This is a genomic window from Halalkalibaculum roseum (assembly GCF_011059145.1).
Taxonomy (GTDB): domain Bacteria; phylum Bacteroidota; class Rhodothermia; order Balneolales; family Balneolaceae; genus Halalkalibaculum; species Halalkalibaculum roseum.
Genome location: NZ_JAALLT010000003.1, coordinates 794,491 through 815,615, shown reverse-complemented (window position 1 = coordinate 815,615; position 21,125 = coordinate 794,491). Strand labels below are relative to the sequence as shown.

14 protein-coding genes and 1 tRNA gene are annotated in these 21,125 nt (G+C 44.3%); 12 read left to right on the top strand and 3 right to left on the bottom strand.

Features of this window, described 5'->3' with window-relative positions:
• Window positions 1–237: 237 nt before the first annotated feature.
• The 9 genes from G3570_RS11970 to rpoC all read left to right on the top strand — a co-directional run bounded on the left by G3570_RS11970 (window position 238) and on the right by rpoC (window position 11,694).
• Window positions 238–310 (top strand) — tRNA-Trp (locus G3570_RS11970).
• A gap of 27 nt (window positions 311–337) precedes the next feature.
• The gene (gene secE / locus G3570_RS11965) at window positions 338–523 is read left to right on the top strand and encodes a preprotein translocase subunit SecE (RefSeq protein ID WP_165142576.1); all 186 of its coding nucleotides are present in this window, start codon (window positions 338–340) and stop codon (window positions 521–523) included.
• Complete coding sequence (gene nusG, locus G3570_RS11960; RefSeq protein ID WP_165142574.1) at window positions 524–1,090, top strand: transcription termination/antitermination protein NusG; 567 nt, start codon at window positions 524–526, stop codon at window positions 1,088–1,090.
• Window positions 1,091–1,173: 83 nt separating this feature from the next.
• The gene (rplK, locus tag G3570_RS11955; protein ID WP_165142572.1) at window positions 1,174–1,605 is read left to right on the top strand and encodes a 50S ribosomal protein L11; all 432 of its coding nucleotides are present in this window, start codon (window positions 1,174–1,176) and stop codon (window positions 1,603–1,605) included.
• 16 nt (window positions 1,606–1,621) lie between these two features.
• Entirely contained in the window at window positions 1,622–2,320 is a 699-nt protein-coding gene (gene rplA / locus G3570_RS11950; protein WP_165142570.1) for a 50S ribosomal protein L1, read from the top strand.
• Window positions 2,321–2,345: 25 nt separating this feature from the next.
• Entirely contained in the window at window positions 2,346–2,870 is a 525-nt protein-coding gene (gene rplJ / locus G3570_RS11945; RefSeq protein WP_165142568.1) for a 50S ribosomal protein L10, read from the top strand.
• Between the two features lie 52 nt (window positions 2,871–2,922).
• A complete protein-coding gene (rplL, locus tag G3570_RS11940) occupies window positions 2,923–3,300 on the top strand; it encodes a 50S ribosomal protein L7/L12 (RefSeq protein WP_165142566.1) in 378 nt (125 codons plus the stop codon).
• A 185-nt stretch (window positions 3,301–3,485) separates the two neighbouring features.
• Window positions 3,486–7,301: a DNA-directed RNA polymerase subunit beta gene (gene rpoB, locus G3570_RS11935; RefSeq protein ID WP_165142676.1), complete on the top strand. Its 3,816-nt coding sequence runs from the start codon at window positions 3,486–3,488 to the stop codon at window positions 7,299–7,301.
• 49 nt (window positions 7,302–7,350) lie between these two features.
• Window positions 7,351–11,694, top strand: coding sequence for a DNA-directed RNA polymerase subunit beta' (gene rpoC, locus G3570_RS11930; protein WP_165142564.1), 4,344 nt, complete (start codon window positions 7,351–7,353; stop codon window positions 11,692–11,694).
• A gap of 141 nt (window positions 11,695–11,835) precedes the next feature.
• On the opposite strand, the gene add is transcribed toward rpoC, so the two are convergent.
• The 3 genes from add to G3570_RS11915 all read right to left on the bottom strand — a co-directional run bounded on the left by add (window position 11,836) and on the right by G3570_RS11915 (window position 14,706).
• Window positions 11,836–12,825, bottom strand: coding sequence for an adenosine deaminase (add, locus tag G3570_RS11925; protein WP_165142562.1), 990 nt, complete (start codon window positions 12,823–12,825; stop codon window positions 11,836–11,838).
• A 216-nt stretch (window positions 12,826–13,041) separates the two neighbouring features.
• Window positions 13,042–13,395: a YtxH domain-containing protein gene (locus G3570_RS11920; RefSeq protein ID WP_165142560.1), complete on the bottom strand. Its 354-nt coding sequence runs from the start codon at window positions 13,393–13,395 to the stop codon at window positions 13,042–13,044.
• A gap of 156 nt (window positions 13,396–13,551) precedes the next feature.
• A complete protein-coding gene (locus G3570_RS11915) occupies window positions 13,552–14,706 on the bottom strand; it encodes a hypothetical protein (protein WP_165142558.1) in 1,155 nt (384 codons plus the stop codon).
• A 397-nt stretch (window positions 14,707–15,103) separates the two neighbouring features.
• Here G3570_RS11915 and G3570_RS11910 point away from each other — a divergent pair, with 397 nt between their 5' ends.
• From G3570_RS11910 to G3570_RS11900, 3 genes are all read left to right on the top strand, one after another.
• Complete coding sequence (locus tag G3570_RS11910) at window positions 15,104–15,913, top strand: SGNH/GDSL hydrolase family protein (protein WP_165142556.1); 810 nt, start codon at window positions 15,104–15,106, stop codon at window positions 15,911–15,913.
• A gap of 23 nt (window positions 15,914–15,936) precedes the next feature.
• On the top strand, window positions 15,937–17,433 hold the full coding sequence (locus G3570_RS11905; protein ID WP_165142554.1) for an SLC13 family permease: 1,497 nt from the start codon (window positions 15,937–15,939) through the stop codon (window positions 17,431–17,433).
• 104 nt (window positions 17,434–17,537) lie between these two features.
• Window positions 17,538–21,122: a SusC/RagA family TonB-linked outer membrane protein gene (locus G3570_RS11900; protein ID WP_165142552.1), complete on the top strand. Its 3,585-nt coding sequence runs from the start codon at window positions 17,538–17,540 to the stop codon at window positions 21,120–21,122.
• Window positions 21,123–21,125 lie beyond the last annotated feature (3 nt).

The window sequence follows — 21,125 nt, the reverse complement described above, 5'->3', positions numbered from 1 at the left end:
AGGCGCCGGTGTGGTAAGTAAAATTATTGAATAGAAACTCAAGATAGCTTTACTAAACCTCTGAGGTTTAGTAAAGCTGCTTAATAGCGTTTTATTTGTTGAGAGAATAGATCTAAAGTAGGTCTGTTCTCTTGGCATGTTTACGGGTGTAGCTTCCCGAGTACTCGGGAGCAGAGCAATGCGAAGTAAAATAATTTACTTTCTGCTCTTAATGAAAACGCTACACCATTAAGACATACGGGTGTAGCTCAATTGGCAGAGCAGCGGTCTCCAAAACCGCAGGTTGTGGGTTCAAGTCCTTCCACCCGTGCAAGATTGGAAATGATAAAATGTTCTCATGGATAAAATAAAAGAATTTTTATTGGATGTGCGTAAGGAGATGAGAAAAGTCTCCTGGCCATCCCAGCAAGAGCTGATCGATTATACTTTAGTTGTAGTGGTATTCACTATCATTCTTTCAGCTTTCATTTTTGGAATTGATCAAGTCTACAGCACTATCTTAGAAGCCGTATATAGCATATAGATGAGTAAAGATAATCAACATCAATGGTACGTAGTTCGCTGCTTTTCAAGTCATGAAAAGAAGGTCAAGGAATATCTTGAACGAGAAATTGAAATGCAGGGACTTCAGGATAAGATTGTGGAAATTCTGATACCTACCGAGACTGTTGTTGAAATTCGGTCCGGCAAAAAACGGACACGGGAAAAGAACTTTTTCCCCGGCTATATACTGATGAAAACAATTTACGATGAAGAAGTGAATAACCTGGTGCAAGGCGCACCTTCTACCATTGGATTTTTGAAAAGCGGTAAGAATGATTTGAGACCAAATCCGTTGCGCAAGCGAGAAGTGGACCGCATCCTGGGACGTGTTCAGGACAGCCAGGAAATGATGGAGAAGGGCGGCGTCGTAGATATCCCATATGATGAAGGAGATATCGTAAAAGTAATTGACGGACCGTTCAAAGACTTCGACGGCACCATCCAGGAAGTGAATGAAGACAAGCTAAAATTACGAGTATTGGTAAGTATTTTTGGTCGAAAGACCCCGGTTGAAGTTGATGTGAACCAGGTAGAACCTGCAACTTGACCCAAACAATCCGCCAGCTGGCGGATGATGCAAAGTGAGCTATTACGCGATGAATCAAAACACAAGTACAAGCAGTAACTAAAATGGCAAAAAAAGTAGAAAATGTTCTTAAGCTCCAGATCCGTGGCGGACAGGCAAACCCTGCTCCACCGGTAGGTCCTGCATTAGGACAGGCTGGAATTAACATCATGGAGTTTTGTAAGGCTTTTAATGCTGCTACACAAGAGAAGGCTGGTACTATTATACCGGTCGAAATCACTGTGTATCAGGATAAGTCCTTTACATTCAAGACAAAAACTCCGCCAGCTGCTGTACTGCTAAAACAAGCTGCAAAAATTAAGTCCGGTTCCGGCGAGCCTAACAGAAACAAGGTTGGCAAGGTAACCTGGACGCAGTGTAAAGAAATAGCAGAACAGAAAATGGAAGATCTCAATGCTTTTGAGGTGGAACGGGCTGCAGAAATGATAGCCGGTACCGCACGAAGTATGGGTCTTAGAGTTTTAAGAGATAAATAGAGGAATCGTTAGAATTATGGCAAAACGAGGTAAGAAATATCAAGAGGCTGCAAAGCTTTTAGATCCGGATTTGGAATATACTCTGGAAGAAGCTTGCGATCTCGTCAAGAAAACCTCTACTGTAAAGTTCGATGCATCAGTTGATATGGATTTACGTTTGGGTGTAGACCCGAAACATGCAGATCAGATGGTGCGCGGCTCAGTAACCCTACCTCACGGTACGGGAAAAGAGGTTCGCGTTCTTGCTTTGGTGAACGAAGCCAAGCAGGAAGAAGCGAAAGAAGCTGGCGCAGATCACGTGGGTCTTGATGAATACATCAACAAAATTGAAGAAGGATGGACCGACATCGATGTGATTGTCGCCACTCCGGATGTCATGGGTAAAATCGGTAAGCTGGGACGCGTTTTAGGTCCCCGTGGATTGATGCCCAATCCGAAAAGTGGAACAGTTACAAACGACGTCGCTGATGCTATCAAAGAAGTGAAAGCCGGTAAGATCGATTTTCGTGTTGACAAATACGGAATTCTACATGCATCTATCGGAAAGACCAGTTTTGATGCCAGCGAACTTCGTGAAAATGCTCTGGAATTCCTGCGAACCGTAATGCGCTTACGACCTGCATCCGCTAAAGGATTGTATATCAAGAGCGCGTATATGAGTTCCACAATGGGACCAAGCATTGAATTGAGTCGTTCATCTGTAATTTCCGTTTAGGAATTTTAAAAGAGGAAATTTAATAATGGCAACATTAGAGAAGAAGAAAGCAGTTGTTGAAGATGCCACAGAAAACCTGAGTAAGGCGGGTGCGGTTTATATCGCCAACTACTCCGGGATGTCTGTTGGAGAAATCAACAATTTGCGTGGCGAATTTTTCAAAGGCGATATTACATTCAAGGTCTACAAAAATACCTTGATCAAACGTGCGATGGATGAGGTCGGCGGATACGAAGATTTATATCCCCACCTGGTCGAACAGAACGGCTTCGCTTTTGTTGAAGAAGAGCTTGCGGCACCGGCTAAAGTGCTGAAGAAGTTTTACGAGGAAAACAAAAAGCCAAAATTCAAGGCTGCAATCATCGACGGAGATTATTACGGCGAAGATCAGCTTGAAACACTGGCTGCAATGAAGAGCAAGACAGAAGTTATCGGGGATATTGTAGGTCTCCTGCTCGCACCTGTTTCCAACGTAGTAAGTGCACTGCAAGCTCCCGGTAAATCTATTGCCGGCGCACTTGAAACCATCGCTGAACAAGGCGAAAAATAACAATCACTAATACGAAATTTTCAATACATAAAGATCAATCGGAGAAATAAACATGGCTGACGTTAAAGACATAGCTGAACAATTAGTCAACTTAACTGTAAAAGAAGCAAATGAACTTGCAAAAGTTCTGGAAGAAGAATACGATATCAAACCTGCAGCAGCTACTGCTGTTGTTGCCGGCGGTGCTGCCGGTGGCGGCGAAGGCGGCGGCGAAGAGCAGACTGAATTTGATGTCATTCTGAAATCTGCCGGGCAGAAGAAAATTGCTGTCATTAAAGAGGTACGCGGTATTACCGGACTTGGCTTGAAAGAAGCTAAGGAACTGGTAGATGGAGCACCTAACCCCATCAAAGAAGGTATCGCTAAAGCTGAAGCAGAAGATCTAAAATCCAAGCTTGAAGAAGCTGGTGCAGAAGTTGAGCTTAAGTAATTAAGCACTTAATTCATACACAATTTGTCACTAGCCAATATCGTTATATACGGTATTGGCTATTGGCGTCTATTTGTATGCCAAGCAATCTCATCATTTTGGTGCATAACCTTGCCGATATTTTTGGCTCATCACCACACTACTAATTTTTAAAGGAGAGGTTCCTTTTGAGTAAAGAAAGCAATATGGAGAAAATCCCCTTTACCGACCGTCTTACATTTGCCAGTACCGAACACGTTCTGGATTATCCCGACTTTCTGGATATTCAACTTAAATCTTTTGGGGAATTTACCCAGCTCGACATTGCCCCCGAAGATCGTAAGGTACAAGGTCTTCAAAAAATATTTAATGAGAATTTTCCAATTCAGGATTCCCGGGAAACTCACATACTGGAATTTCTGCACTACAGTGTAGACACCCCCAAGTACAGCATGAAGGAGTGCCAGGAGCGTGGACTTTCCTACGCGGTGCCACTGAAAGCAAAGATGCGTCTGTCTGCTGTAGATGACGACGATGAAGCTTCAGAAACCATTGAGCAGGAAGTATTTCTGGGAGACCTGCCATGGATGACCGAACGAGGTACCTTTATTATCAATGGTGCCGAGAGAGTTATCGTAAGTCAATTACACCGTTCACCCGGTGTATTCTTCGGTCAGAATGTACACCCGAATGGTACACAGCTTTACAATGCCCGGGTCATTCCGTTCAAAGGATCATGGATTGAATTCTCCACAGATATTCGTGACGTACTGTGGGCATATATAGACCGGAAGAAGAAAGTTCCGGCATCTACTTTGCTCCGTGCTTTGGGTTACTCAACCGATGAGGAGATTTTCAACCTCTTTGAACTTTCTGAAGAAGTAAAATTCGGAAACAAAAAAGATTTCAATAAAAACCTGGTCGGCAAGCGTCTTGCCACGAATATTGTCGTGGAAAAGATGGAAGAAGTGGTCGACGATGAAACAGGCGAAGTTACCGAAGCGATGAGTCGTGAGGTACTGCTGGAACGTGATCACGAACTTACCGAAGATGACTATGGCCTGATCAAGGAAGCAGACCTGGATAAGGTACACGTTCAGACCATGGAAGCAGAAGAGTCTGAGCGGTCCGTGATGATGAACACGCTGCGCAAAGATAATACACACAGCACCGAGACCGCTCTCGGCGAGATTTACAAGCAGATTCGAACCGGTGAGATGCCGGATCCTGAGACTGCACGCCAGGTTCTTGAGCGACTGTTCTTCAGTGACAAGAAGTATGATCTCGGTGAAGTAGGAAGATATCGTCTCAACAAGCGCTTGAAGCAGGACGTGGATATGGATATCCGCTACCTGGTGAAGGAAGATATTGTGGCTATTGTGAAAGAGGTTATCCGCCTCAAAAACATGAAGTCGCAGGTTGATGATATTGATCACTTGAGTAATCGACGTATTCGTACTATTGGCGAGCAATTGGGGCAGCAGTTCTCTATAGGACTGGCCAGAATGTCTCGTACTATTAAAGAACGCATGAACTCGCGTGACGCCGAGCAGCTGACACCGCAGGATTTGGTGAATGCACGTACCATATCAAGTGTCATCAACACCTTCTTCGGTACCAACCAGCTGTCTCAGTTCATGGACCAAACCAACCCGCTGGCTGAATTGACGCACAAGCGTCGTATGTCGGCTCTTGGACCGGGAGGTCTTACACGTGAGCGTGCCGGTTTTGAGGTTCGTGACGTTCACTACACACACTACGGACGCCTCTGCCCAATTGAAACGCCGGAAGGTCCGAATATCGGTCTGATTTCATCCTTGTGTATTCATGCCAAGGTAAATGACTTCGGCTTTATCGAAACACCTTATCGTAAAGTAGAAGAAGGCAAAGTCTCCAAAGACATTGAGTACCTTTCTGCCGAGCAGGAAGACGAAACGGTTATTGCACAGGCAAACGCTCCTTTAGACAAAAAAGGTGCTTTCAAGAACGAAAACATTTTCTCTCGTTTCAGAGATGGAAACGTTGGTCTTGCAAAACCTGACCAAATTGAATACATGGACGTGTCTACCAACCAGATTACTTCTCTGGCTGCGGCACTGATTCCATTTATCGAACACAACGATGCCAACCGTGCCCTGATGGGCTCGAACATGCAGCGCCAGGCTGTACCATTGCTTCGACCGGAAGCCCCGGTTGTAGGTACCGGTCTTGAGCACCGGGCTGCAAAAGACTCCCGTGCCATTATTACGGCAGAAGGAGACGGTGAGGTAGTATATGTAAGCTCCACCGAGATACGCGTCAAGTATGAGCGTACCGAAGAGGAGCAACTCACTTATTTTGATGAAGGCATCAAGAAATACGAACTGACCAAGTTTGAGCGAACCAACCAGGATACTACCATCAATCAGAAGCCGATTGTAAACGTCGGCGACAAGGTTGTAGAAGGACAAACCCTGGCTGACGGATGTTCAACCGACGGCGGTGAACTTGCACTCGGACGTAACCTTCTGGTCGGCTTTATGCCCTGGAGAGGATACAACTTTGAGGATGCCATTGTAGTCAGTGAGCGTATTGTACAGGATGATGTCTATACATCCATCCACATTACAGAATTTGAACAACAGGTTCGTGACACCAAGCGCGGTGAAGAAGAACTGACCCGTGAAATACCTAACGTCAGTGAAGAGGCTACTGCCGATCTCGACGAACAGGGTATTATCCGTGTCGGAGCCAAAGTCAATCCGAGCGACATCCTGGTAGGTAAAATTACTCCGAAGGGAGAAACGGACCCTACTCCGGAAGAGAAACTGCTCCGCGCTATCTTCGGTGATAAAGCAGGTGACGTGAAAGATGCATCTCTGAAGACTCCGCCAGGAGTTTCAGGTACGGTCATCGACACCAAGTTGTTCAGCCGCAAGCGAGATGAACAGATTTCCCGTAAGGAAGAGAAAAAGCAGGTGGAACAGGAGAACGAACGCCACGCTGCAAAAGTAGACGAGCTGAACAGCCAGATGGTTGACAAGCTTTACTCACTACTTAGAGATAAGACATCTCCGGGAGTTTATGACTTCAGCGGAAATGAATTGATTCCTAAAGGCGAGAAGTATCGTAAGTCAGATTTTGAAGAGCTGGATCCCGTCAACATTAATGAAAATATTGACTGGGCAACCGACGATCAGCTGGTAGAGCACGTTCGCAAGCTCTTTGGAAACTATCGTGATCTTCGAAGAGAAATCGATACCGAAGCCAAAAGGAGAAAATACCAGATTCAGGTTGGCGACGATCTGCCACCGGGCATTATCCAGAAGGCCAAAGTTTATGTTGCCAAGAAGCGCAAGCTTCGTGTAGGTGACAAGATGGCCGGACGCCACGGTAACAAAGGTGTGGTCGCCAAGGTAGTACCTATTGAGGACATGCCTTACATGGAAGACGGAACACCTGTTGACATCTGCCTGAACCCATTGGGCGTACCTTCCCGAATGAACCTGGGACAAATTTACGAAACCATCCTCGGATGGGCGGCCAAGAAACTGGGCGTTAAATTTGCTTCCCCGATATTCGACGGTGCAACCCAGGAACAGGTTGAAGGAAAACTTGAAGAAGCCGGCTTGCCAAAAGACGGTCGCGTGACCCTTTATGATGGTCGAACCGGTGAACCGATGGATCAGAAAACGACAGTAGGTTACATCTACATGCTCAAGTTAAATCACTTGATTGAGGATAAGATGCATGCCCGTTCCATTGGTCCTTATTCCCTCATTACACAGCAGCCATTGGGCGGTAAAGCACAGTTCGGTGGTCAGCGTCTTGGGGAAATGGAGGTCTGGGCACTCTACGCATATGGTGCATCCAGCATACTCAAAGAGATGCTTACTGTTAAAAGTGATGATGTGAAAGGACGCTCGCGCGTTTATGAAGCTATCGTCAAGGGTGAAAACTTACCCGAAGGCGATGTACCTGAGTCATTCAAGGTACTGCTGCGTGAGCTTATGGGTCTTGGACTCGAAATTCACATCGACTAAACAAAATAGAATTTACACTGTTACATAAAGTCAATCCGGAGGTATAACCTTGCCGACTACTAATACATTAACAGTTTCGAAAGACTTCGACAGCATTGGTGTTTCACTTGCATCACCGGAGACAATTTTGTCCCGTTCGCATGGCGAAGTCCTCACTCCCGAAACAATAAACTATCGTACTTTTAAACCGGAAATGGACGGTCTTTTCTGTGAAAAGATCTTTGGTCCGGTGAAAGATTACGAATGCCACTGCGGCAAATACAAGAGAATTCGTTATAAAGGAATTATCTGTGACCGCTGTGGTGTGGAAGTAACCAGAAAAGCCGTTCGACGTGAACGCATGGGTCATATTTCACTGACAGTACCCGTGGTACATATCTGGTACTTCAAATCACTGCCAAACAAACTAGCCTATCTGTTGGGCTATTCATCCAAGAATCTGAGCAAGATTGTTTACTACGAAACCTATGTGGTAATCAATCCGGGCATGACCCGTGACTTAGGTTATAAGCGCGGTGATCTCATCTCAGAAGAAGAATATTTCGATATTCAGGATCAGCTACCCGAAGATCATTGGGAGCTGGACGATGACGATGATGATAAATTCATTGCCAAAGAAGGTGCTGAAGCGATTGAAGACCTTCTTGCCGGACAAGATCTGGATGATCTGGCTTATCGACTACGCTATGAAGTGAGGAATGAAACCTCACAGATGCGTAAAAAGAAGAAATTGAAGCGTCTGCAGGTTATCGAATCCTTTCGCGCTGCCAACCAGCACACTGAAAACCGTCCGGAATGGATGGTACAGCGTGTGATTCCTGTTATTCCTCCGGAATTGCGACCGCTGGTTCCTTTGGAAGGAGGACGTTTTGCGACCTCCGACCTCAACGACCTGTACAGACGGGTAATCATTCGCAACAATCGTCTAAAAAGACTGATTGATATCAAAGCTCCTGATGTGATTCTCAGAAACGAGAAGCGCATGTTGCAGGAGGCGGTTGATTCTCTGTATGATAACTCTCGCAAGTCAAACGCGGTTCGAAACAATAACCGTCCGCTGAAATCTCTCAGTGATATGCTGAAAGGTAAGAGCGGTCGATTCCGTCAGAACCTGCTGGGTAAGCGTGTTGACTATTCCGGTCGATCCGTAATTGTGGTAGGACCTGAACTGAAGATGCATGAATGCGGTCTTCCTAAAGAGATGGCGGTTGAGTTATACAAGCCGTTTATCATCCGGAGACTGATCGAGCGTGGATATGTCAAAACTGTTAAGAGCGCCAAGAAAGTAGTTGATCGCAGAGATCAGGTAGTTTGGGAAGTCCTCGAAAACGTTATTGACGGACATCCCGTAATGCTTAACCGTGCACCGACACTTCACCGACTCGGTATTCAGGCTTATCAGCCGGTACTGATTGAGGAGAAGGCCATTCGTCTGCACCCGCTCTCATGTACAGCCTTTAATGCTGACTTTGACGGTGACCAGATGGCGGTTCACGTACCGTTGAGCCACGATGCCATTCTTGAGGCATCCGTACTGATGCTGGGTTCTCACAACCTGTTGAGTCCTGCAAGTGGCGGACCGGTAGCGGTTCCATCGCAGGATATGGTTCTGGGTATCTACTATCTCACCAAGATGGCCAATGACCAGCGTGGTGAAGGTAAAACCTTTGCAAGTACAGATGAGGTTCTGATTGCTTATGACCAGGATCGCATCGACATGCATGCCAAGATTAATGTTCGTCTCCCCATTGAGAATGAAGAAGGAGAAATCGAGCATGAAATTATTAAAACTACTACCGGACGCGTAATCTTCAATGAGATTCTGCCTGAAGGTATTGAGTTCAAGAACCGTACACTCGGTAAGAAAGAGCTGAGAACGGTTATTGCAGACATTCATGCTGCTGTAGGAACAGCCCGAACAGCTGAATTTCTTGATGAAATGAAGGCACTCGGTTTCGAAAAAGCTACCGTGGGCGGACTTTCTTTCAGTCTGGAAGACATTGTGATTCCGGATGAGAAGCAACAACTCATTGAGAAAGCTCAGGATGAAGTTTCTGAGATTACTGATCGTTATGAGATGGGTTTCATTACCGATAACGAACGTTACAACCAGGTAATTGACAAATGGACCAGCACCACTAACCGTGTTTCTGAAACACTGTTCAACGAGCTGGCCAATGACCGATCCGGTTTCAACCCGGTATTCATGATGGCCGATTCCGGTGCACGTGGTTCCAAAGAGCAGATTCGTCAGCTCGGTGGTATGCGTGGATTGATGGCCAAGCCTCAGAAGAGCTCCATGCAACAGGGTAACGAGGTAATTGAGAATCCGATTCTTTCCTCTTTCAAAGAGGGACTGACGGTTCTGGAATACTTTATCTCAACGCACGGTGCCCGTAAGGGTCTCGCCGATACGGCGCTAAAAACAGCCGATGCCGGTTATCTGACTCGTCGACTCGTGGATGTCTCTCAGGATATCATCATTAACGAGATTGACTGTGGTACACTGCGTGGACTTAAGATGAAGGCGCTGAAAGATAACGAAGATGTTATTGAGAGCCTGGAAGATCGTATTCTGGGACGCGTTTCGCTTCACGATATTTACGATCCGATTACCGACGAACAGATCTGTGAAGCCAACCAGCTCATCGATGAGAAGGTAGCACAGAAGATTGCAGAAACCTCTATTGAAGAGGTTGAAATTCGATCAGTGCTTACCTGTGAAACCGAACGTGGTGTATGTTCTAAATGCTACGGTCGTGACCTCGCAAGAGGAACCATGGTTCAGGTAGGTGAGGCAGTAGGTGTTATTGCCGCACAGTCAATCGGTGAGCCGGGTACACAGCTTACACTTCGAACCTTCCACGTGGGTGGTACGGCTTCTCGTATGGAGTCAGAATCCATGCACAAGACCAAGTTCGAAGGTAAGGTTCAGTTCGAAAACGTTCGCGTGATCGAATATGATGACGGTGAAGAGATTCACAACGTAGTTCTCAGCCGTGCCGGTGAAATCAAGATTGTTGATGAAGAAGGTAAAGTACTGACCACTTACAATGTACCTTATGGTGCCGAGCTTCTCGTAGAAGAGGGCGATGAAGTGCCTAAAGGCGTACCGTTGTGTAGCTGGGATCCGTACAATGCTAACATCTTCTCAGAAATTGACGGTGTTGTTGAATACAAGGATATCATGGAAGATATCACGTATTCCGAAGAGACTGACTCTCAAACAGGACACCGTGAAAAAGTAATTATCGATTCCAAAGACCGGTCGCTCGTACCTACCTTGATGGTGAAAGGCGATGACGATCGCGTCCGTGAAAATACGTTGCCTGTTGACACCCACATCGTTGTGGATGACGGCGAGGAAGTTAAAGCCGGACAAGTTCTGGCTAAGATTCCGCGTTCTACCGGTAAATCGAAGGATATTACGGCGGGTCTGCCGCGTGTAACCGAGCTGTTTGAAGCTCGTTCACCAAGCGATCCGGCAGCTGTATCTGAGATTGATGGTATTGTACGCATGGGCGGCCGTAAGCGAGGTAAGCAGGAAGTTATCGTTGAAAGTAAGGACGGTAAGAGTGAGAAGACCTATCTCATTTCCCTCTCCAAGCACATACTCGTTCAGGAAAATGATTATGTGAAAGCAGGTCAGCAGCTTTCTGACGGAACCATTCCGGCAGAAGAGATCCTGAATATTCTCGGACCATATGCGGTACAGTCCTATCTCGTGAATGAGATTCAGGAGGTATACCGTCTTCAGGGTGTTCGTATCAATGACAAGCACATTGAGGTTATTGTACGCACCATGATGCAGAAGGTTGAAATTACCGATCCGGGCGATACCATGTTCCTTGAAGGAGATAAAGTCGACCGCTTTGAAGTCAACAACAAGAACGATGAACTCATCGGTAAGTTTGTTGTCACAGATGTAGGCGGAAGCGATCTCAAGCAGGGAACCATCCTTGACCGTCGTGAAGTTCGTGAGATTAATAACGAATTGATCAAAGAAGGTAAGGTTGAACTGGAAACCCGCGAAGCAGAGCCGGCTATTTCGAAGCCGATACTGCTGGGTATTACCAGGGCTGCACTCTCTACCGAGAGTTGGTTGTCAGCTGCTTCCTTCCAAGAGACCACCAAGGTGCTTACACAAGCTTCTATTGAAGCTAAGAAAGACTTCTTACTCGGTCTCAAGGAGAATGTGGTTGTGGGACACAAAGTGCCTGCAGGTACCGGACTCCGAAAATACGAAGATCTCATCGTCGGCAAGAAGTCAGAGCTTGACGAAGAGGAGGAAGAAGTGGCTAAGGTATTCGAACAACTCAGCGCCGGAGATAGTGATAGCGATGGCGACGGAGAAGTTCAGCAAGCCGCTGATGTGGAAGGAGACGAATCCTAAGATGAGACACAAAGCTTTAGGAAACTTTAAAAGTTTCCTAAAGCTATCTCTTAAAATTTACTACAATAAAAAGGCCTCCATGCGGAGGCCTTTTTTATATCTTTAAAATGTTAGGCTCAGTGATAGTCCGTTAAATCTGTGTCATCCGTGTCCCATATATCCATGTTGTATTTTCTGGATCATGTCGGTTTTCTTCTCACCCGTAATAAATGCAGCATCAATGGCATTTAGATTGCACTGTAAAAACTGCTCCTCTCCCCACCCGAAAGTCTCATGAAGCTTTTTATATTCCTGCGTTAAACTGACATTTGATGTCGTCCTTCCGTCTGTATTGACACTCAGGGAGAGGCCTTCACTAAAGAGTTTGTCTATGGTATGATCAGCATAGGTATCATACACATTTGTCTGGATATTACTGGTTGGACAGACTTCAAGGTGAATTCTTTTCTCTTTGAGTAATTCCAGCAGGTTGGGATCTTCGTAACTTCTTACACCATGTCCGATTCGTGTAGGATGTAGTTTTTCCAGCGTTTCCCTTACGCTTTCCGGTCCGCAAGCTTCGCCCGCGTGGGCTGTCTTATGAAGGTCATGTTTATCCGCAAACCGATAGGCTGCAATATGATTATCAAGGGGAAACCCTTTTTCATCACCGGCCAGGTCTAGTCCTACTACTGAGCGGTCACTGAAATCCTTTACCAAAGTTGCTGTTTGCAAACTTTGTTTTTCAGAAAAGTATCTAAGATTACATAAAATAAGATTAATTTCAATATCGGTTTCAGCATTCTTGAAGGTGTCCAGAACTGTTTCCACGATATCATGCGGTTTAAGGCCGTTGCGTATATGAAGTAACGGAGCAAAGCGAATTTCGGCATAAATCACATTATCCTCTTCAAGCATCTCCAGAAGACCCTCGGCAGCTAACTTTAGACTATGCAGGGTTTGCAGCAGATCAACCTGCTTTTCCACTCTCTTGAGATAATCATTCAGATCATTGCACTTGGGTGGGGCTACGAAAGTATCAAGGAAATCCTGCCTGCTAATTGAGGGATCCAGTTTTTTGACGGCTTCATAACTCAGGGAAGAATCAAGGTGAAGGTGTAACTCCGTCTTTGGCAACCGGTTAATATCCATAAAAATTATCGAAAATTAGCAGATCAGGTTAATTAAAGAGCTGATTTATTTTGTATTCAGATAGACAAGGGTACCAACAGGAAACCGATCTATTCCGTTGCTAAACTTAAACCGTATAAACTGTTTATGAAGAAAGATTCCATGCAAAGGCAGCTATTTATACAAATAAAAAAGACCTCCGCTAAGAGGTCTTTTAAAAATATAATTAGTCAGCAATCAGGAATTGGACTTAGACTCGGATTCTGACTTAGATTCTGTTTCAGTCTTTGCTTTTTCCTTAGTCTCCTCGATAGATCCCAGCAGATCCTCAGCTTCCCTTATCAGGTCTTCTGCTCTCTGTCGTGCATCTTCAACTACCAGGTCGCCTTTCTTCTTGGCATCCGAAATGGCTTCCTTTTCGTCTGAAAGCTTATCGATGAGATTTGTCAGTTCATCCAGGTAATTGCTTAAACGGTATGAAAGGACATCCCTGGTATTGCTGCCCTTGTCGGGAGCATACAGTAACGCGATAACCGAGCCTACCAGGGCTCCGGATAACAGTCCCAATGTAAAGTCTCTAGATTTACTCATAATACTACCTGCTTTTTAATCTTTGTATCAGTTAATTCGAATAACTCAATGCTTTTACTATTCTTATAACAAAAATATAAGGTCGTTTATTCTATACTCCAATATGCAATTTCGAACGCTACTTTGAAAATGAAGATTTAGTAAGAATAGATAGGGTTAAATCTCAGGTCGACAGGTCGTTTCAATATATTGATCGTCAAGAATGTAAGTCTTTGTGTACTTTATGGGAGCATTAGCTGTCGTTAGTTGACAATTAAAACTCATTGTGTCCTCTTCTTTTACACTATGAAAATCCTGATTGGCCAAGGCTGCATTTCTACAAGAGATTGGGCGTGAGAAATCTTCCAAGCGATTCGTAACAATTCTATTCATTTCATTCTTAATATCATTGACACGTGAAGTTGTATGCAGAGACTTCAAGAGTTGTTCATCTTGTACAAGCTCAACATCGCGACCAACTACCTTTCCGGTTCTTGAAACGGATTCAGCATTAATTTCAAATTCATTTCGAAAGAACGTGTGGACATGAGCTATCATTACATAATTAGTGTCTTCTTGGAATTCAAGGTTTCTATACGATTCATTGATCTGTGTTTTGTCAGTACTTACCAGAAAAGAATCGATTTGTAATTCTCTTTTGTCGTACCATATTTCGTGTTTTTGATATTCATAGCCTTCCAGCATATTTCCATCTTCGCTCCCTTCCGTCTTACATCTGGTATACAGGTTGACATCTGTAGCCAGATAGTGAAATCCATTTCTTTCCCTAAATACCGGAATCTTATAAGGATCTTTTAAACTCCATTGACCCTGGTATTTGTAGCAGGTATAGGAACAATCATTCGGCAGCTCATCAAGATTTAAGTAGGGAGAAACCGAGGAATTTTCAAAAATCCATTGTAGCATATGGTCCCTATCTATCTGTTCGGTAATTGATGACGTATCTCCAATCAAACGAGCAGAAGTAAAGACTATTAATATGACAGCAATTAAAATTAAAACAACAGACATAGATTTGGCAGTCAATCCCCCAAAGAATAAATTGCCATTCGCTTTATCTTTGTTCCTTTCTTTAACTTTTTCTTGCAGTCTAATTTCATTAAGAACCCTCTTTACATTCCGAGTCGCTCTTTTATACTCTCCTTCACTGGCAGATTCATTAATCAACCTTGAGAATTGTGAGTCACTATAACATAATTCCCGTGCAATTTTTGAATTACTGGCCTTTTCAAAGCTTTTTCTCCTCTCATTGAAGGATCCGTATACCTGCTCCAGCTTTTCGATAAAATTCTTGTAAAGATGCTCTTTCATTGAATCCAGAGGATTTTTATGAATAAGTTTAAATCGTTGAAAATCCTTAAAAATTGATAAAGGAAGATAAAGAACCCTAAACATTATTAAAATAATTGCTTAAAAGGAAAAAATCGTTTAGTTCGTGGGAAGAAAATACTTGCAATAATTATCAGGATAAATTTTCAAATAGTTGCCATTAGTGAAAATTTATTGAAAACCCACATTGCAAGCTACATAACCGGAATTTGAACTAAACTACGGTTTTAGTATGAAAGCATACCTTCTAAGTTTTTTTGAAACAGTTACTGTGCTTCTACCCCCGCTATGTGACTTCCGGTTAAGTCGAGTTCAGGAATTAAATAACAGATCTATTGAATTCGTCCAGTTTGAATTAGGATAGAATAAGAGGTTGGATATGATTTTAAATAAAAAGTTTCGTCTGCACCGCATTGATGGGGTAGCTGTGAAAATTATGCAATCTTTGCTGATCCTCTTGTTTATTTCCTACAATGCAAATGCACAGCATCAGCCCCAAATTCCTGAAAAGGTGCTTTTTGTAGGTAATAGTTACATCTACTTTTGGAATTTACCCCAACAAGTTTCAGCACTTGCAAAAAGCCAAAATGTTGAACTCAACGCAGCTCAAAGTACAAGTGGAGGTACTAATTGGGGGCAGCATTGGAGAGGTGAAAAAGGTATCCGTTCTAAAGAGTTGATTAAAGATGGCGACTTCGATGCGGTGGTACTTCAGAATCATAGCAGGAGAAGCCTGGATGCCCCGGATAGCTTGATGTACTATGGTAAAAAATTTGCGGATTTGATTAGCGAAAACGATGGCCGTACGTATCTATACATGACATGGGCTCGGGAATGGAATCCATATATGCAGGAAGCAGTTACTGAAGCCTATAAAAAATTAGCAGAGGACACCCGCGCAACCGTTGTACCGGTCGGTCTTGCATGGGAGCGTGCCAGGGAACTGCGGCCTGACATCAATTTATATGCTGAAGACGGTAGCCATCCTTCTCCTCTCGGATCTTATCTGACGGCATGTGTCTTCTACAAAGTGTTTACCGGATCATCAATAAAGAACCTGCCTGCTAGACTACTATCGAAGGATTACTCAGGGGAAAAGTTGTATCTGAATATTCTTTCAGAAGAAAATGCGGCTTTTTTACAGCAGGTAGCCGAAGAAGTTGTAAATCTTTTTATTCACGGTAAGTGAAATAAACAATTATATGAATTGCCATGATTGACGATTCTTATTTTAATATTAATTCAAAAACAATTGGACTAGTACTAGGTCCCACTTTTTTTGTAGTGATCTTGCTTTTCTTTCACCCTGAAGGTTTATCCAAAGAGGCCAATGCCATATTGGCGTCAACCATCTGGGTGGCAGTTTGGTGGATCTCAGAAGCAATGCCCATAGCCGTTACTTCTCTGCTTCCTATCCTGTTATTTCCGCTAACCGGTGGATTGAATATCGAGGATACCACAGCTGCATTTGGTCATCGTTACATATTTCTATACATCGGTGGGTTTATTTTGGCACTGGCTATTGAACGGTGGAACCTGCATCGACGAATTGCTCTGAACATCATCAAGTTTATCGGCACCAATATCAAGAGTATTATTCTTGGTTTCATGACTGCAACCGCATTTTTATCAATGTGGATTTCAAATACCGCCACTTCGGTGATGATGTTGCCAATAGGTATGGCTATTGTGAAACAACTTCGCAATAATCCCGATACGGTAGCGGATGAAAATAAAATCTTTGGTAAGGCCCTGATGCTGGCTATTGCTTATAGTGCATCTATTGGCGGGCTTGCAACTCTTATAGGTACCCCGCCTAATTTGGTTCTGGCATCTGTAGTTCAAGAGATATATGGAATTGAAATTACCTTTTCGAGTTGGATTATGTTTGGTCTTCCCATCTCAATCGTGATGCTTTTTATTTGCTGGAAGTATCTTACCGACTTTGCTTTTGATTTCAAGCAAGAATCATTTCCGGGTGGGCGCGAAGAGATAAATAAACAACTCCAGAAGCTTGGAAAAATTTCTAAAGAAGAGAAGCTGGTTCTCGGAGTATTTATATGTACAGCATTAGCCTGGATATCCCGTTCGCATGTACTGAATATCTTTATCCCCGAGCTGGATGATACCATGATTGCTGTGACCGCAGCTTTCACTCTATTTCTGATTCCGGCATCTAATGGAAAAAGCAGGGCGCTTATAACCTGGGATGAGGCAGTAAAACTTCCGTGGGGAATATTATTGCTATTTGGAGGAGGGCTTGCACTGGCACAAGGTTTTCAAACAAGTGGACTGGCTGCATGGCTGGGGGGACAGATGAACCTACTGGATGGAGTATCATTGCTGGTATTACTGCTTGTGCTAATTACATCTGTAAATCTATTGACTGAACTTACTTCTAATCTAGCTACCACAGCTATGATATTGCCGATCCTGGCACCCCTTGCACTCGTCATTGATGTGCATCCCTACATGTTGATGGTGGGTGCTACAGTAGCAGCTTCATTCGCATTCATGCTGCCGGTAGCTACTCCGCCCAATGCGGTTGTATTCGGTTCTGGTTATTTACGAATTCCGGATATGGTTAAAACAGGTGTTTGGATGAATCTAATTTCAATTCTAATTCTAACAGCAATCTGTTTTACCGTACTGCCTTGGCTCTGGGATTTTGTGCCCGAGGCTTTTCCTGTAAGCTGGAAAGGGGAATAATATCACCAAAGTATTAAGAATACACGCGTCATTTTATGACCATAAAACAATAACAGCAGCCAGTTAATGATAAATACAAGGACACTCAAAATCGTGAGGCCATTATGATTAAGAAGATTCAACTTAAAAGTACACTTACCGTTTTTCTATGTTTTATAGTTTTTGGGTCCGTTTTTAGTCAGACGGTTACCAATCATAACGAGTACAATAAAAATTCAACGGAGGTTACGAAGACCGAGATTGGTGACAAGAATGCAGATCTTTCTGTTGCTTTAAAACCTAATGAATTAACAGGCAGCATTCTTTCAGAACGGTCAGTTTTTGTAGGTACATTGACCGGACAGGTTACTGATGCCTCAACAGGTGAACCATTGCCTGGAACAACAGTGGTTTTGCAGGAGATACAAAGGGGCGCTTCGACTGATACAGAAGGACGATATACTATTTCTTCGGTTGAAGCAGGTACATATACTTTGAGTGTAAGTTTTGTTGGTTATAAGAAATATACAGAGACAGTTCAGGTTCAAGATAATGAAGAGACGGTCATTAACGTATCTTTAGAACCTGACCTTCTTAATTTGGAAGCAGTATACGTCAATGCTTTGGGATTCGGTGAGAATAGAGATGAACAGGGAGTAACCACCACACAAGTACGGGGAGAACAATTGACTCGGTCGGGTGAACAGAGTGTGCTGACCGGCCTAAGCGCTAAAGCTGCCGGTGTGCAAATCACCCGGTCCTCCGGTGATCCCGGTGCCGGTGCGCGTATTCAAATCCGAGGTGCACGAACCATCGGTGGTAATCAGCCGTTAATTGTTGTCGACGGAGTACCTATCTCTAACGCAACACAGGGCAATAGTACCGGCGGGGTGATACAACAGTCCCGTCTTAATGATTTAAATCCCGATGATATTGCCTCTTTAGAAATTTTAAAAGGGCCGGCATCAGCAGCACTTTGGGGAACACGGGCTGCCAACGGCGTGGTAGTTATAACTACAAAAAAAGGCAGCCGCACCGACGAGTCTGTAAATGTTACCGTAGGATCATCTCTGACAATTGATCAAGTTAATCGCTCAGTCCCACTGCAGCGTAATTATGGGCAAGGCCGTAATGGAGAGTTCAGATGGGAGGATACACGAAGCTGGGGCGATAAGATTTCCGAACGGCCGGGAGGCGAAAATATATATGTAACAGATTTCGGTCAATATTTTGATGATAATGATTTGGGACCGGGGGATGATCTTTATGAAGGCTTTGCTACCTTTCCTGACGGAACTGTAAGATATGTCATTCCCGACGGAGGGCACTATGCAGCCGATGGAACCCAGCTGGATAATCATGGCGGCATGCGTTCTCTCGAAACATTTGATCATTCCAATGAACTATTCGGTACCGGCGTTGCAATTGACAACTCTGTTTCTATTAGCGGCGGTGACGATCGTTCCAGGTTTTATTTAAGCATATCAAACTTGAATCAGGATGGGGTAATTGAGAAAAATAGTAATTACAAAAGGACTTCTTTCCGTGTTAATGCCGATCGCAATTATAGTGACTGGTTTCGCGCCGGAGTAAATGTATCGTACGTGCGCACCAATTCAGACCGCATCCAGCAGGGAAGCAATACCACAGGACTCATGCTGGGGATGTTACGAACTCCACCTGATTTTAATAATCGACCTTTCCTGATAGACTATACTGATGAGAATGGCAATACTTTTAATGATTTGCATCGTTCATTTCGTAATCCTATCGGCCAAGACCAGTACACCTCTTCATTGGTTAGTGCCAGCGACGGTTATGTAACTGATCCGGGATTTGATAACCCTTACTGGACGGTACGGTTTAATGAAAATAATTCAAAGGTAAACCGGGTTTACGGTAACACAGAGTTGGAGGTTACTCCCAATTCCTGGTTGAGTGTTACCCATAGACTGGGGATCGATTTTTATGAAGATCAGCGATATGAGTTCCGTGCGCAGGATAACGCTACAGAACCGGCAGGGACACTTGATGAAGACATACGCAGCCGCACCGATATCAACTCTGATCTTATAGTCAGGGCATCTCACCAGTTGAATCAAAATTTAAGCGGTTCTGCACTATTGGGCTGGAATCTTACCCATGAGGAGGGAGTCTCGTATTTCAATGATGCCGAGGGTATGATTTTTCGAGGCGTGCCTCGTGATATAGAAAATTTCAAAGTGATACAGTCTAGCCAAAATAATTTCACGGTGCGTTCAGCGGCCTATTACGGCAAATTAAATCTCAATGCATATGATCAGCTTTTCCTGGAGCTTACCGGCCGATTTGAAAGTGCTTCAACATTTGGGGAGGAAGCGGACAATACCTTTTTCTATCCCAGCGGAAACCTGGCATGGCAGTTTACCGATCTGGAGGCAGTTCAGGATGCAATGCCTTTTTTAACATTCGGTAAGCTTCGCGTATCCTATGGAGAAGCCGGCATTCAACCCGGGGCATATGAAACAGCTACCACCTTTTTTAATGCCGGTTATGGGGATGCCGGTTTTGGCTCAGACATAGAATCTCGCCAATATGGAAACGGTTTTGCCCGATCTCAAGAGTTTGGTAATCCGAACCTGATACCCGAAAAAATCCAGGAATTTGAATTCGGTGGCGATTTCAGAGCATTTGACGACCGCTTGAAACTGAGCTTTAGCCGCTACTATAGCAACAGTAAGAATGTTATTCTGGACGTTGATATAGCCCCTTCTTCTGGATTCGGGGAATTTGTGGGTAATGTCGTAAGCTTGGAAAATGATGGTTATGAGATTGAGGCAGATGTTTTATGGCTGCAGCAAGGTAACCTGACTTGGAATACCTATGCTAACTGGTCGAAAAACAATAGCCTTGTTACCGATCTGGCTGATGTGGAGAGTATCGAGCTCAATGGTATATCAGTTGATTCCCGTGCAGCCGAAGATGAACCTTTTGGTGTTTTGTGGGGAGGAGTCTGGGAACGCAATGAAAACGGTAGCCTGGCACTGGATGATATAGGATTCCCGCAAGAAGCGCCTCAAAATGGGCGCATCGGTGATCCAAATCCCGACTGGTCGGCCGGTTTCGGCAATACCATTCGCTATAAAGACGTAAGCCTGAATATTCTGTTTGATATCCGTAAGGGTGGCGATGTATGGAATGGTACACGCGGGGTGCTATACAGCTATGGAACCCATAGGGATGTAGGTAACGAAACATTTGTACCGGCAGATCAAGCTGACGGTATCCTCAATTACGACGGTGATCCGGTATCAGACTTTGGAACTCCTGCCATTCAGGACGGCGTGGATGGCTACGTGTTCAGAGGTAACCTCAAAGACTGGGATGGAGGAGGACCCGCACCCACGGTAGCACTCGATGAAGAGTGGTATCGTACCGGACTTGGTAATCATTTCGACGGCCCTGCTGAACAGTTTGTAGAAGATGGCGGATTTGTACGCCTCAGGGAACTCTCACTGTCATATCGATTGAACACTGAAGGTTTTAGAAGCTTCACAGGGTTGTCATCGATTGATTTCAGGGCTACGGGAAGAAATCTCTGGTTAATGACCGATTACAGCGGTGTAGATCCCGAAACCAACCTGACCGGTACCAGCAACGGACGCGGGATGGATTATTTCAATAATCCCAATACCCGATCCTTCATTTTTTCATTGAAAGTTAATTATTAAACC

Bases quoted from the DNA above. Each gene is read 5' to 3' on its own strand.
- secE (WP_165142576.1), top strand. From the start codon at position 338: ATGGATAAAATAAAAGAATTTTTATTGGATGTGCGTAAGGAGATGAGA.
- nusG (WP_165142574.1), top strand. From the start codon at position 524: ATGAGTAAAGATAATCAACATCAATGGTACGTAGTTCGCTGCTTTTCA.
- rplK (WP_165142572.1), top strand. From the start codon at position 1,174: ATGGCAAAAAAAGTAGAAAATGTTCTTAAGCTCCAGATCCGTGGCGGA.
- rplA (WP_165142570.1), top strand. From the start codon at position 1,622: ATGGCAAAACGAGGTAAGAAATATCAAGAGGCTGCAAAGCTTTTAGAT.
- rplJ (WP_165142568.1), top strand. From the start codon at position 2,346: ATGGCAACATTAGAGAAGAAGAAAGCAGTTGTTGAAGATGCCACAGAA.
- rplL (WP_165142566.1), top strand. From the start codon at position 2,923: ATGGCTGACGTTAAAGACATAGCTGAACAATTAGTCAACTTAACTGTA.
- rpoB (WP_165142676.1), top strand. From the start codon at position 3,486: ATGGAGAAAATCCCCTTTACCGACCGTCTTACATTTGCCAGTACCGAA.
- add (WP_165142562.1), bottom strand. From the start codon at position 12,825: ATGGATATTAACCGGTTGCCAAAGACGGAGTTACACCTTCACCTTGAT.
- G3570_RS11920 (WP_165142560.1), bottom strand. From the start codon at position 13,395: ATGAGTAAATCTAGAGACTTTACATTGGGACTGTTATCCGGAGCCCTG.
- G3570_RS11915 (WP_165142558.1), bottom strand. From the start codon at position 14,706: ATGAAAGAGCATCTTTACAAGAATTTTATCGAAAAGCTGGAGCAGGTA.
- G3570_RS11910 (WP_165142556.1), top strand. From the start codon at position 15,104: ATGATTTTAAATAAAAAGTTTCGTCTGCACCGCATTGATGGGGTAGCT.
- G3570_RS11905 (WP_165142554.1), top strand. From the start codon at position 15,937: ATGATTGACGATTCTTATTTTAATATTAATTCAAAAACAATTGGACTA.
- G3570_RS11900 (WP_165142552.1), top strand. From the start codon at position 17,538: ATGATTAAGAAGATTCAACTTAAAAGTACACTTACCGTTTTTCTATGT.